Consider the following 12,697-nt stretch of genomic DNA (forward strand, 5'->3'; position numbering starts at 1 on the left):
CCGCCTCAGGCGGATTTGTTCAACCAAGCCTGAATGACGGGCACGTCCGCATCGTCAAACTCGTGACCGCCTGGAACTGTTGCAAGCTCAACCTCGGCGCCGCCATTCCGCAGACGTTCGGCCAGCGGTTGAGTATAGGGACCATACAGATCCTTCTCTCCGGCGACCAACAGCACCTGGGCATCCGACATGTCCGCTGCAGGCGGATTTTCGAGGGCCGCCATGGAGCGCAGCAGCACCGTGCGGCGGATAAGGTGCGGGTGCAGCGACAGCATGGCGTTCAGCAGGTTGGCGCCGTTCGAATAGCCGATATAGACGATGCGGTCCGGATCAAGCCCGTAGGCATGGACCGCGCCATCAATGAAGGCGGCAAAGGCTTCGGCCTCGCTGGCGATATCGGCCTGATCGAAGGACATCGGCCCATTGCGGCGGAACCAGCGCGGGGCGCCTTCCTCGAGTGCACGGCCACGTACGCTGAGCAAGGTCGCGTCGGCATCGATCTTGTGACCGAGCGGCAGCATGGTTGTTTCGTTGGCACCCGAGCCGTGCAGCAGGACGAAGACGTTGCCGTTCGCCTGCTCGGGCGTGAAGAAACGATGGATGAAGGGCAGATCGCGATAGATGACGCGGGGCTCGCCGGGCATGGAGAACTGCGGCAGAATCACGTTCAGCTCGGCCAGAAGCTTGGGACTGTCGCCGGGGGCGAAGAGACGCGTGCCAAGCGTTGCCTCGTCTTCATCGATCAGCATGCCTGGCTCATCGGTTGCGAGTTCGAACAGGATGCGGCCGGGCTCGCGAACGTAGAGCGACCGGAAATATTTGCGGTCATGCATCGTCGTCGGCCCGGAATCGATCGCCTGGAGTGCGGTGTGGACCAACTGCAATTCGGCATCGTCCGCAGCGCGAAAGGCGACGTGATCCACCGTGCCCGTGCCCGGCGCGCTCGTCCAGAAGCCGCGGGCATCGCGGATATCGAGGATATCGCCGGGCTCCGAGACGAGCCGGCTGATCGCTCCGCTGGTGGCAAGCGGACGGTAGTCAAAGTAATCGACCAGCATGGCTCGCGTCTCCTCTGGCGTTTCGGTGAACAGCGTTGCGCCGCGGATGCGGGCAATCGCGTGCTCCTGCGGAATGGTGTCGTTCGTCCAAGGAGCTGCGGCCTGCAGCGTGTTCGTTCCCACCAGTTTGACGATGACGCCGTCCGGATCCTTCAGCCGAAGCACAGGCTCGCCGAATTCCTCTGAGGGACCCTCCGGCTTCAGACCGGCGCTTAGGGCGCGTGTCAGCCAGAAGCCGATGCTGGCCGGATCGATGGCGAGCGAGATTTCGCCGACCTGACCGACGCCGGCCCGGCCGGGAGAACCATCTTCCCAAACCAGAAAGGTGATCAGCGAGCCCGGGGAGCCCACGGCATCGCCATAGAGGAGATGAAGCTGCGTGGCATCCTCAAAACCGCCGGTGCGCTTGACGAGGCGCAGGCCGAGGAAGCCGACGTAGAAATCGACATTCGCCTGGACCTTACGTGTGATCAGCGTGATGTGGTGGATGCCGGCGACCATGGGATGCTCCAGACCGTTATTTCGTTCTGGTGGTATTTAGGCTGGCGTCATTGTTCAATGCAATGCGCCGTCCGTGGAGGCACTGTTCACAAAACAGGTTATTGCCTGGCTTGGCAGGCGGCGAGCATCAGTGCTCGCCGAGGCTGTCTTCGGGCGATCTGCGGCGGTGGCCGCTGATTTCCGAACCGGCTGTGCGCGAAAAGCTGGCGTTCCAGATGACTGCGAGAAGCGCAATGGCCGTGACGACAATGAAGGCGACGGAGAAGTCGATCATCTCGGGCTTGGCGTGGCCAAGGAACTGCGTCGAGCCATGCAGGGCAAGGGCGGCGACGCAAATGCCGAGGGACAGCATCAATTGCTGGAAGGTGGAGTAGAAACTCGTGGCAATGCTCATGCGGTCGCGCTCGATCTCGTCATAAGCGATCGTGTTGTAGGCCGTGAACTGGAACGACATGAAGAAGCCGCAGAAGAACAGGATCACGAAAATGACCGGTAGCGGCCAATCCGGCTTGAAGATGGCGCACATGCCGTAACCGAGCGTGCCGATCAGGCCGAAGATGATAAGGGCGGTGCGGAAGCCGAGCGTGCGAAGGATGCGGACCTGCAGCGGCTTCATCGCCATCGAGCCGAGCGCGGTCGCAATGGCGATCTGACCGGCTGCGGCTGCCGAAAGGCCGAAGCCGAGCTGCAGCATCAGCGGAATGAGGAAGGGATGAGCCCCCTGGCTGATACGCGTCAGCGAACCGGCGATGACGGAGGTGCGGAATGTCGGCACCTTCATCAAGGAGAAATCCATGATCGGTGAGGGGTGCTTGCGGGCATGGCGCAAATAGGCGATGCCGAAGAGCAGGCCGATGGAGATCAGGAAGACCGCGAGATAGCCTTCGCCCTCGCGGCTCGACATCTCGAAGCCGAAGAGCAGAGAGCCGAGCGAGATGCCCGAGAGGATGAAGCCCGAGAGATCGAAGCGGCCGGTGCGCGGGCCTTTCACCTCCTCGATGAACATCGTCACCAGGATGAAGCCGATAATGCCGATCGGCACGTTGATGTAGAAGATCCAGCGCCAGTCGAGATAGGTGACGAACATGCCGCCGATCGGCGGGCCGAGAATGGGGCCGACCAGCGCCGGGATCAGCAGCCAGGACATGGCGTTGACCATATCCTTGCGGGCGACGCTGCGCATCAGCACGAGGCGACCCACGGGCAGCATCATCGCGCCGCCGAGACCCTGAAGGAGGCGCGCAATCACGAGGAAGAACAGGTTCGGCGCCTGCGCGCAGAGAAGCGAGCCGACGACGAAGACGGCGATGGCGGATCGGAAGACGGTGCGCGACCCGAAGCGGTCTGCAATCGCGCCGCTGGCGGGAATGAAGATCGCGAGGCTGAGAAGGTATGAAGTGAGCGAGATGCTCATGGCCGGCGCGCTGACGCCGAAGTCTCTCGCCATGGTCGGAAGGGCTGTTGCGAGCACGGTCGCGTCAAGCTGTTCCATGAACATTGCGCTTGCTACGATAAGCGCTACTACACGAAAATTCGGTGCGGCCCGCCTGACGGGGGCGGCCTGGAATATCTGATCCGACATTGTCGGGGATCGCTCTCGATGGTGCGGTGGGGTCCTAAGACAGAACCGCAAGTCTGGTCATGGCGCGAAGGCCTATTTGAACGGCGGTTTGTATACTCCTGCTTGCACGCGATTGCTATATCAGAAATCGCAAATCCCATTCATGGGATGAAAAAAATGACGCACATGCAGGGGCAAACGGCATCAAATGAACGTGAGGTGAATGAATAGGCGCGATATCGCGCCGAAATGCTCACGCTTGGTTTGTTCGCGTAAGATAATGTGCTCGTTTGGCCGGATGCCATAAGCAAAAAGACCGGTGCCAGTTGGTGATGGCACCGATCCGAATCATCGTTTTCAGCAGGCACCGAGGCGATCAGTAGCCTTCGGCCAGCCCCGAGCCGGCGCGGCTGTCCACGGCGCCGTTGTAGCGGGCGCCACCGCCCTTGGCGATGTCGCTGAGGCTATTGCCGCCCACGAGAATGCCGGCGGCCTGGCCCCAGATCGGCCAGCTATTGTCGACCTGAACCGTATAGCCCATGGCGGTCAAAAGCTTGATCGTATCGGGCGAAAGTGCACGCGGCTCCATGTAGACTTTATCCGGCAGCCATTGGTGATGGATGCGCGGAGCGTCAATGGCTTCCTGAATGTTCATGCCGAAATCGATGACGTTGATGATCGCTTCCAGCGTGATGGTGATGATGCGCGAGCCGCCGGGGCTGCCGATCACCATGAAGGGCTTGCCGTCCTTGGTGACGATCGTCGGACTCATGGAGGAAAGCGGCGTCTTCTTCGGCTGGATGGCATTGGCCTCGCCCTGCACCAAGCCGTAAAGGTTGGGCACGCCGGGCTTGGAGGTGAAGTCGTCCATCTCGTTGTTCAAGAGGATGCCCGTGCCGGGCGCAACGACACCGGCGCCGAAGGAGCCGTTCAGCGTATAGGTGACGGCGACGGCATTGCCGTCATTGTCGATGATCGAATAATGCGTCGTCTCGTGGCTTTCACCGAGGCCTTTCGGCATCAGATCCTTGGAGACGCCGGCCTTATAGGGGGAGATGCCATCGCGGATCTTCTGGGCATAGGCCTTGTCCAGCAGCTTGCTGACGGGATTGTCGACGAAATCGGGATCGCCGAGCGCCGAGTTGCGATCGACATAGGCGTAGCGCATGGCTTCGACCATGTAATGGACCGTGTCGGCTGAGGCATAACCGGTATAGGAGAGCGGGTAGCCTTCCAGCACGTTGAGGATTTCGCAGATGATGACGCCGCCGGAGGAGGGCGGCGGCGAGGAGATGATCTCGTAGCCGCGATAATTGCACTTCACGGGCTCGAGTTCGCGGACCTTGTATTGTTCGAAATCCTGGTTTGCGAGAATGCCGCCCTTGTCCTGGCTTGCCTTGACGATGGCGTTGGCGACCGGCCCTTTATAGAAGCCATCCGGCCCCTGATCGGAAATGCCTGATAGGGCATTGGCGAGATCCGGCTGCACCAGCTTGTCGCCCGTCGCGAAGGGTTTGCCGTCCGACTTGGTAAAGATCGCGGCGGTGGCCGGATCGCGCGACAGCCACTTCTTGCCCTCATTCAGTTCGGCGGCGTCGGCCTGGTTCAGCGTAAAGCCTTCCTTGGCATAGCGAATGGCCGGCGCGATCAGATCCTGGCGGGACTTTGTGCCGTATTTCTCGCGGGCGGTCTCAAAGCCCATGACCGAGCCGGGGACGCCGACGGCGAGATAGCCATCCGTGCTGGCGCCTTTGACGATATTGCCCTTGTCGTCGAGATACATGCCTTTGGTCGCCGCCAGGGGTGCGCGTTCGCGAAAATCGAGAAAGGTCGTCTTGCCGTCGCGCATGCGGATGGTCATGAAGCCGCCGCCGCCGATGTTGCCGGCGGTCGGGTAGACCACCGCCAGCGCATAGCCGACTGCAACGGCGGCATCGACGGCGTTGCCGCCGTTCTTCAGCACCTCGACGCCGACATCGGTGGCGAGATGTTGAGCGGTGACCACCATGCCATGCTCCGCCTCGATCGGCGGCGGCGCGGCGGCTCTGGCGGTGACGGAAAAGAGAGTAAATGTGACCAGGGTTACCGACGAAATCGCCCGCTGGCGGAAGTGGCGCATGATGAGTATGCCTCCCATTATTATCTTGATGGAAAATCGCCAACGAATGACATGGTGTCACGTGTGAAAATGGCGATATCCGCTGTCACAATTTTTTAATGGAGCGGATCCCGCCATGGGCCGGAATCCGATCAGCTATGTCTTCCATGCAATACTACGGATAATTTTGGTCCTCCTGCCACGCAGAAAAACGCTTCGCACTTGCAATATTCTTTTATTAGTTGAATCTATTTTAGATTGTTGCTTGTCGAGGCGAGTGTTGCGTGGAGGGTAATCATGGCCGTGACGAAGCTCGAGCAATGGAAGAGCGAGCGCAGGATCAAGAACAGGCCATTCATCGTTGGCGAAAGGACGCATGTCGTGGAAATCGAATGCGACCATTGCAGCCGACATTTCCTTCGATGGGCATCGACGGCAGCCGCCTATTGGCGCTGTGACGATTGCACTGCGATTGTCTAAGCCATCGGTTCCGATGGTTACGCGATCAGGATAGCACGGAAGTCGTTGACGTTCGTTCCCGTGGGGCCGGGGACGAAGAGATCGCCGATGGCATTGAACGCCGTCCATGCATCATTGTTTGCCAGCATCTCGGCCGGCACCATTCCGGCTTTACGCAAACGCCTCACCGTATCCGCATCGGCAAAGGCGCCGGCATTGTCCTCGCTGCCGTCTATGCCGTCCGTATCCGCGGCCATGGCATAAATGCCGGCGTGACCGTCGATGTCGATGGCTAGCGACAACAGGAACTCCGAGTTTCGCCCGCCCTTGCCCTTGCCCTTTAAGGTCACCGTCGTTTCGCCGCCTGACAGTAGTACGACCGGCTTGGTGAAGGGGCGGTTGCGGTGAAGCACTTCGCGGGCGATGGCAGCGTGGACGTGGGCCGCTTCGCGGGCCTCGCCCTCTATGGCGTCCGAGAGAATGGCGGCTTCAATGCCAGCGGCACGCGCTACCTCGGCGGCGGCTTCCAGCGAGACGCCGGCAGATGCGATAAGATGCACTTCATTGCCGGCAAAGCGCGGATCGTCCGGGCGCGGCGCATCCGCTTCAACTTTCTCGATATGGGCGAGAACGGCCGGCGGCAGGTCGATGCGGTAGAGACGGATGAGGTCGAGTGCGTCCGCGCGCGTGCCCGCGCCCGGTACGGTCGGGCCGGAGGCCACCAGGGCAGGGTCGTCGCCGGGAATGTCCGAGACGACAAGCGAGACGACTTTGGCGGGATGGGCCGCGGCAGCCAGCCGGCCGCCCTTGATGGTCGACAGATGCTTGCGAATGACATTCATCGCAGAGATTGGTGCGCCCGAGGCAAGCAGCGCCTTGTTGACTGCGACTTCATCGGCAAGGCTCAAGCCGCCAGCGGGCGAGGGCAGCAACGCCGAGCCGCCGCCTGATATCAGAGCGATTACCAGATCGTCCTCCGTGAGGCCCTCGACAAGTTTAAGAAGCCGACGAGAAGCGATGAGGCCCGCTTCATCCGGCACAGGATGGGCTGCTTCGACGATCTCGATCTGCCGGCACGGGGCGGAAAATCCGTATCGCGTCACGACAAGACCTTCCAGTGGGCCTTGCCAGCATTGCTCCAGCGCGGCCGCCATCTGGGCAGATCCCTTGCCGGCGCCGATGACGATCATCCGGCCCTTTGGCTTAGCAGGCAGATGCGTACGGATGCCCGTCAGCGGATCGGCGGCGCGCACGGCTGCATCGAACAACGAGGTCAGGAAGGCGCGGGGATCGGAAACGGTCATGTCGAACTGCCTGTCAGCGATGTGCTTGTAACCATTTGGTGGCTTAACTGGAGGAAAGACGCAAGAGGAGGGAACCGCAATTGTGTCTTGCGCGACGAATCCCTATTTAGAAAGAAAGAGTTTCACGCTTTTTATTTCAAGGATTTTTCGATATGGCCGAATTGAAAGTGAAGACGAGGCAGACGGGCGCAACCGCTACGGTCGGCCGCACCGGTTTTCCGCATGTGACCTCGGTGACCGGCGGCGAAATCGACATCGTCACCTCGCCGTCGCAGCCCGGTTTCAATCCGCTCGATCTGCTCTACTCGTCGCTCTCGGCCTGCCTGGTCTTGAGCGCCCGCATGGCGGCAAGCAGCCTTGGCGTACTTGACAAGCTCACCGAAGTCACTGCCGTCGTCACGGGTGAGAAGGCGACCGAAGGCCTCTCTCGCGTGGAGAAGTTCAATATCGCCTTCACCATCAAGGGTGATTTCAGCCATGAAGTCCGCAACGCGATCGCGCATGCCGCCGAAGATGAGATTTGTACGGTGAGCAACACGATCCGCGGCAATCCGCAGTTTTCGACAACGATTTCGGTGTGAGTTTTAGCTCTATCCCGCCCCTGGCGGGCGGGAAAGCAAAATCAGCATTTAGCCGCAAGGCTAAGTGCTAGATTTTGCAAGGGAGGGGTAGGCAGGTGCGTACCGGCTTTCCTAGTGCAATAGCAACAAGTAACGGACCCCTGCTCTTGCGATTTCAATGGCTTAGAAATTGCGCTATCATTCTGAATATGTGTGACCTTCCGTGTCGCAATTCCTAAACCAATGAAATTGCTTTCTCGCCCGCCAAGGGCGAGATGGTTCGGTGTCCGCCGTTGCCCCTCATTCCGCCGGAAACTCAAACCCTTCAAGATAAGGCCCAAGCTCCGGATCGATATCTACCTTTACCGCATTATTGTAGATCGCCGTCGCGATCATGATGCCGGCGAAGGCGACGAGGTTGGCGAGCGTCGGCTCGTCATAGCGCGCTTTCAACCGTGCCCAAATCTCTTCGGGAATGGCGTTGGAATCCTTGACGATCGCCTTGCCGAATTCGATCAGCAGCGCCTCGTCTTCGCTCGGTACGATCGTTTCCGGCGTCAGGCCGGCATTGATCAATGCGCGCCGGAAGAAGCCGACCGGAATGATCGAGCGGCATTCGAGCGCTATGGCATGGCAGAGCAGCCAGACGGCACGATCGTCCAGCGCCGGGCGCAATTCCTCGCGCAAAGGAAACCATTCCGCATAGATGCGATGCGCCACCGGCGAGTGCAGCAATGTCCGCTTCATATTTGTCATGCGGCCGCGCAGCTGCATTTCGCGATCATGCTCGGCGCGCACGGCCTCGGAAGCGGTCTCGTAATCGATCGGCGTGATATGACTCATGTTATTCTCTTGTGATGGGCTCTCTTACTGCTCGGCTTCGGCAGCAACTTTGAAGAAGCGGTTTTCCGGGCGCGGCAGGCCGAGGTGTTCGCGCAATGTCGTGCCTTCGTAGTCGCGGCGGAAGATGCCGCGGCGCTGCAGCTCTGGAACGACGCGCGTGGTCACGTCAAGCAGGCCTTGCGGCAGGAAGGGGAAGACGACGTTGAAACCGTCCGAGCCTTCCTCGTACAGCCATTGCTCCATCTCATCGGCGATGCTCTCAGGCGTGCCGACGAAGGCAAGGCCGGCATAGCCGCCGAGGCGCTGGGCAAGCTGGCGCACCGTGAGCTTTTCGGCTTCGGCAAGCGCAATAACGCGCTCTCGGCCGCTCTTGCTGGCATTGGTTTCCGGAATCTCCGGCAACGGGCCATCGGGATCAAACTTGGAAGCGTCATGCCCGAGCGCGATCGATAGGGATGCGATGGCGCTGTCGTAATGGACGAGGCTGTCGAGCTTTGCCCGCTTGGCCTTTGCCTCCTCGATCGTGTCGCCGACGACGATGAAGGCGGCGGGCAGGATCTTCAGATGATCCGGATTGCGGCCGATCGCCTTCATCCGGCCCTTGATATCGGCGAAGATCGACTTGCCGTCGACAAGGTTTCGGGGTGCTGCGAAGACGGCCTCAGCCGTTTCGGCGGCAAGCTGGCGGCCGGCATCCGATTGCCCGGCCTGGACGATGACGGGCCAGCCCTGCGGCGGGCGGGCGATGTTGAGCGGACCACGAACGCTCAGTTCCTCGCCCTTGTGCCCGAGGACATGCATCCGCTCGGGATCGAAGAAGATGCCGCTTTCGGGATCGCGGATGAAAGCATCGTCGGCAAAACTGTCCCAGAGGCCGGTGACGACGTCGTAGAATTCGCGGGCGCGATGGTAGCGCTCGCCATGTTCCATATGCTCTTCGAGGCCGAAATTAAGGGCGGCATCGGGATTGGACGTCGTGACGATATTCCAGCCGGCGCGGCCGCCGCTGATGTGATCGAGCGAGGCGAAGCGGCGGGCGATGTGATAGGGCAGGTCGAAGGTGGTTGACGCCGTGGCGACGAGGCCGATCCTATCGGTGACGGCGGCCAGCGCCGAAAGCAGGGTGAAGGGCTCGAACGAGGTAACCGTCTGGCTGCGCTTCAAAGCCTCGATCGGCATGTTGAGGACCGCGAGGTGATCAGCCATGAAGAAGGCGTCGAATTTCGCTTTCTCCAGTTCCTGCGCGAAGCTCTTGATGTGCTGGAAGTTGAAGTTGGCGTCCGGATAGGCGCCGGGATAACGCCAGGCACCGGTATGCAGGCTGACGGGGCGCATGAATGCCCCGAGCTTCAATTGCTTCTGTTCGGTCATGGGCTCTCTCTCGAAAATCGTCAGGCCGTCATGAAGTAGTGACGGCATTGCCCGTAGGGTAATGCACTACGACGTAGGCGTGCTGGCCGCGCATTCAAAGAGCCGATTTCATTTATTTGATCGCTTTCGCGGAATATTCATCCGGCCTCGACTTCAGTGCTGTTCTGTCCGGCAAAAACCTTGACCAGCCAGTCTATGAAGACGCGAACTCGCGGCGAAAGCTGGCGGCTGCGTGGATAGAGCATCGAGACGGGCGTCCGTGTTGGTGGATAATCCTTCAGCACATGCAGCAGTTGACCTGATTGTAGGGCTTCCTCGGCGTGATAGCGCGGAACCTGGATCAGGCCGAGGCCGAGCTTTGCCGCGGCGAAATAGCTCTCGGCAGCGTTGACGGAGATGGTGGCCGGCAGGGTGATTTCGCGCACGGCGCCGTCGATCTGGAATTCCAGCGGCAGCAATCCGCCGGTTGCGGAGGAGCGGAAGCCGACCATGCGGTGGCCGGCGAGCGTCTCCGGATGGGCGGGCATGCCGAAGCGCTCAACATAGGCAGGTGCCGCAAGCGTCACTTCTTCCAGCATGGCGACGCGGCGGCCGACCATGTCGCTATCCTGCAGCGTGCCGACGCGCAGCACGCAATCGATCCCCTCGCGGATGAGATCGACGAACCGGTCGCCCTCGGTGATCTGCAATTCGATATCGGGATAGGTTTCGAGAAAGGAGGGCAGGTTCGGCAGGACGAAGTGCCGCGCGAGCGTTCCATGTACGTCGACGCGCAGGACGCCCTTCGGCTTCGCCCCGGCAAAGGCGCCTTCCGCATCCTCGATATCGGAGAGGATGCGCAGGCAGCGCTGGTAATAGGCCTCGCCATCGAGTGTCGGGCTGACATGCCTTGTCGTGCGCTGCAGCAGGCGTACGCCGAGACGCGCCTCGACCTGTTTGATCGCATCCGTCACCGTCGAGCGGGGCAGACCTGTGTCTTCGGCGGCCAGCGTGAAGCTGCGCCGTTCCACGACCCGGCAAAACACCCGCATGGCATCGAATTTGTCCATATTATTTGTTCGCTAAATTCGGATAGTGATGCCGATTATTGGCTGATTATCCGCACCATGAAAAGGGGCATCTTCTCCTCATCGAAACGCGCTGCGGCGCAAAGCAACGAAGGATGAGGAAAATGAGCAGCAATTCTAATAAGGTAGCGATCGTGACAGGCGCATCGCGCGGTATCGGCGCCGCGATCGCCGAGCGTCTGGCCGAGGATGGCTTCACCGTCGTCATCAACTATTCCGGCAGCGAGGTGGCAGCCGAGGAACTGGCCCGCAAGATCGAGGAAAAGGGTGGCAAGGCGCTGACCGCGAAAGCCGATGTCTCCGATGCCGAAGCTGTGCGCCGCATGTTCGACGCAGCCGAAGCTGCCTTCGGTGGTGTCGATGTCCTCGTCAACAATGCCGGCATCATGCAGCTTGCGAAGATCGCCGATGCGGACGACGCCCATTTCGACCGTCATATCGCTATCAACCTCAAGGGCACATTCAATACGTTGCGCGAAGCCGGCAAGCGCCTGCGTGACGGCGGCCGCATCGTCAATTTCTCGACCAGCATCGTCGGCCTAAAGCTCGAAACCTACGGCGTCTATGCCGCAAGCAAGGCCGGCGTCGAGCTTTTGACCGGCATTATGGCGAAGGAACTGCGCGGGCGCTCGATCACGGTCAATGCGGTCGCGCCCGGCCCGACGGCGACGGATCTCTTTTTGAACGGCAAGAGCGACGAGCTGATCGACCGCATGGCCAAGATGAACCCGCTGGAGCGCCTCGGCACGCCGCAGGATATCGCCGCCGCTGTTTCCTTCCTCGTCGGCCCGGATGGCGGCTGGATCAACGGTCAGACGCTGCGCGCCAATGGCGGCATGATCTGAGCCAATCAGGCGGCAGGCAATGCCTGCCGCCTGCCTCCCTCTCTCAATCAATCGTCAGCTAAAGCCAATTCAGCAAAGGAACAGGACCATGAGCAAGCAAGTCATCGTAATCACTGGCGCATCGAGCGGCTTCGGGGCTCTGACAGCACGCGCTCTCGCCAAGGCAGGCCATACTGTCTATGCCGGCATCCGCGAAACCAAGGGGCGCAATGCGCCGCAGGTCGAAGCAGCTGCGGCATTCGCTTCGGAGAACGGCGTCGATCTCAGGACCGTTGAACTGGATGTCGCCTCCGATGCTTCAGTGGAAGCCGGCATTGCCGCTGTTATCGCCGAGCAGGGCCGCATCGACACCATCATACACAATGCCGGCCATATGTCCTTCGGCCCGGCGGAAGCCTTCACGCCCGAGCAGTTTGCCGAGCTCTATGACATCAACGTGCTCAGCACCCAGCGGGTCAATCGAGCCGTGCTGCCTCATATGCGCAGGCAAGGAAAAGGACTGGTCGTTTGGGTCTCCTCGTCCAGCACGCGCGGCGGCACGCCGCCCTATCTCTCGCCCTACTTCGCAGCCAAGGCGGCGATGGATTCGCTTGCGGTTTCCTACGCGTCGGAGCTGACACGCTGGGGCATCGAGACCGCCATCATCGTGCCAGGCGCTTTTACGAAGGGCACCAACCATTTTGCCCATTCCGGTTCGCCGGCAGACAAGGCTCGCGCTGCGGAATATGACAATGGTCCTTATGCCGGCGTTCCCGATCAGGCGCTGAAGGGTCTAGCCTCGCTGGAACCGGCGGATGCCGATGCGGCTTCGGTGGCGACGGCAATCGTTGATATTGTCGACATGCCGTTTGGAACGCGGCCGTTCCGTACCCATATAGATCCTTCAGAGGATGGTGCTGAGATCGTCAATGGTGTTGCCGATCGGGTTCGCGCGGAGCTTTTCCGGCGCATCGGTCTGGAAGACCTGCTGAAGCCGCATGCAAAGGCCTAAGGCCCGCAATCATCCTTGGAACGTGTCAAATCGCCGCTT

Annotated in this window: 11 protein-coding genes; 4 read left to right on the top strand and 7 right to left on the bottom strand. The window is 60.7% G+C overall.

The genetic code is table 11. The features are described 5' to 3' along the window. Positions 1–5: 5 nt before the first annotated feature. The 3 genes from JJQ51_RS18630 to ggt form a co-directional block, all read right to left on the bottom strand. Positions 6–1,559, bottom strand: coding sequence for an alpha/beta fold hydrolase (locus JJQ51_RS18630; RefSeq protein ID WP_269245065.1), 1,554 nt, complete (start codon positions 1,557–1,559; stop codon positions 6–8). A gap of 127 nt (positions 1,560–1,686) precedes the next feature. Continuing rightward, the gene (locus JJQ51_RS18635; protein ID WP_113330319.1) at positions 1,687–3,141 is read right to left on the bottom strand and encodes an MFS transporter; all 1,455 of its coding nucleotides are present in this window, start codon (positions 3,139–3,141) and stop codon (positions 1,687–1,689) included. 355 nt (positions 3,142–3,496) lie between these two features. After that, positions 3,497–5,239, bottom strand: a complete 1,743-nt coding sequence (ggt, locus tag JJQ51_RS18640; protein WP_269245066.1) for a gamma-glutamyltransferase — start codon at positions 5,237–5,239, stop codon at positions 3,497–3,499. A 276-nt stretch (positions 5,240–5,515) separates the two neighbouring features. Between ggt and JJQ51_RS18645 the strand changes: the two genes are divergently transcribed. Next, positions 5,516–5,698 (top strand): hypothetical protein, encoded by a 183-nt coding sequence (locus tag JJQ51_RS18645; protein ID WP_269245067.1) that lies wholly within the window; start codon positions 5,516–5,518, stop codon positions 5,696–5,698. Positions 5,699–5,715: 17 nt separating this feature from the next. On the opposite strand, the gene JJQ51_RS18650 is transcribed toward JJQ51_RS18645, so the two are convergent. Then, entirely contained in the window at positions 5,716–6,981 is a 1,266-nt protein-coding gene (locus JJQ51_RS18650; RefSeq protein WP_269245068.1) for a glycerate kinase type-2 family protein, read from the bottom strand. A 152-nt stretch (positions 6,982–7,133) separates the two neighbouring features. On the opposite strand from JJQ51_RS18650, the gene JJQ51_RS18655 reads away from it, so the two are divergent. Then, complete coding sequence (locus JJQ51_RS18655) at positions 7,134–7,562, top strand: OsmC family protein (RefSeq protein ID WP_269245069.1); 429 nt, start codon at positions 7,134–7,136, stop codon at positions 7,560–7,562. A 279-nt stretch (positions 7,563–7,841) separates the two neighbouring features. On the opposite strand, the gene JJQ51_RS18660 is transcribed toward JJQ51_RS18655, so the two are convergent. From JJQ51_RS18660 to JJQ51_RS18670, 3 genes are all read right to left on the bottom strand, one after another. Then, positions 7,842–8,384, bottom strand: coding sequence for a hypothetical protein (locus JJQ51_RS18660; protein WP_113330315.1), 543 nt, complete (start codon positions 8,382–8,384; stop codon positions 7,842–7,844). Positions 8,385–8,408: 24 nt separating this feature from the next. Beyond that, positions 8,409–9,755 carry an LLM class flavin-dependent oxidoreductase gene (locus JJQ51_RS18665; RefSeq protein ID WP_269245070.1) on the bottom strand — a complete coding sequence of 449 codons (1,347 nt, stop codon included), beginning with the start codon at positions 9,753–9,755 and terminating at the stop codon, positions 8,409–8,411. Between the two features lie 137 nt (positions 9,756–9,892). Next, complete coding sequence (locus tag JJQ51_RS18670) at positions 9,893–10,804, bottom strand: LysR family transcriptional regulator (protein ID WP_145632055.1); 912 nt, start codon at positions 10,802–10,804, stop codon at positions 9,893–9,895. Positions 10,805–10,926: 122 nt separating this feature from the next. On the opposite strand from JJQ51_RS18670, the gene JJQ51_RS18675 reads away from it, so the two are divergent. Continuing rightward, a complete protein-coding gene (locus tag JJQ51_RS18675; RefSeq protein ID WP_269245071.1) occupies positions 10,927–11,667 on the top strand; it encodes an SDR family oxidoreductase in 741 nt (246 codons plus the stop codon). Between the two features lie 88 nt (positions 11,668–11,755). Further along, complete coding sequence (locus JJQ51_RS18680; RefSeq protein WP_269245072.1) at positions 11,756–12,658, top strand: SDR family oxidoreductase; 903 nt, start codon at positions 11,756–11,758, stop codon at positions 12,656–12,658. Positions 12,659–12,697 lie beyond the last annotated feature (39 nt).

Origin of the sequence: Rhizobium sp. AG207R, assembly GCF_027109195.1 — a bacterium.
Taxonomy (GTDB): Bacteria; Pseudomonadota; Alphaproteobacteria; order Rhizobiales; family Rhizobiaceae; genus Rhizobium; species Rhizobium dioscoreae.

Excerpts from the sequence above, each read along its gene's own strand:
- JJQ51_RS18655 (WP_269245069.1), top strand. The coding sequence starts at position 7,134 with ATGGCCGAATTGAAAGTGAAGACGAGGCAGACGGGCGCAACCGCTACG.
- JJQ51_RS18680 (WP_269245072.1), top strand. The coding sequence starts at position 11,756 with ATGAGCAAGCAAGTCATCGTAATCACTGGCGCATCGAGCGGCTTCGGG.
- ggt (WP_269245066.1), bottom strand. The coding sequence starts at position 5,239 with ATGCGCCACTTCCGCCAGCGGGCGATTTCGTCGGTAACCCTGGTCACA.
- JJQ51_RS18645 (WP_269245067.1), top strand. The coding sequence starts at position 5,516 with ATGGCCGTGACGAAGCTCGAGCAATGGAAGAGCGAGCGCAGGATCAAG.
- JJQ51_RS18670 (WP_145632055.1), bottom strand. The coding sequence starts at position 10,804 with ATGGACAAATTCGATGCCATGCGGGTGTTTTGCCGGGTCGTGGAACGG.
- JJQ51_RS18635 (WP_113330319.1), bottom strand. The coding sequence starts at position 3,141 with ATGTCGGATCAGATATTCCAGGCCGCCCCCGTCAGGCGGGCCGCACCG.
- JJQ51_RS18650 (WP_269245068.1), bottom strand. The coding sequence starts at position 6,981 with ATGACCGTTTCCGATCCCCGCGCCTTCCTGACCTCGTTGTTCGATGCA.
- JJQ51_RS18660 (WP_113330315.1), bottom strand. The coding sequence starts at position 8,384 with ATGAGTCATATCACGCCGATCGATTACGAGACCGCTTCCGAGGCCGTG.
- JJQ51_RS18630 (WP_269245065.1), bottom strand. The coding sequence starts at position 1,559 with ATGGTCGCCGGCATCCACCACATCACGCTGATCACACGTAAGGTCCAG.
- JJQ51_RS18665 (WP_269245070.1), bottom strand. The coding sequence starts at position 9,755 with ATGACCGAACAGAAGCAATTGAAGCTCGGGGCATTCATGCGCCCCGTC.
- JJQ51_RS18675 (WP_269245071.1), top strand. The coding sequence starts at position 10,927 with ATGAGCAGCAATTCTAATAAGGTAGCGATCGTGACAGGCGCATCGCGC.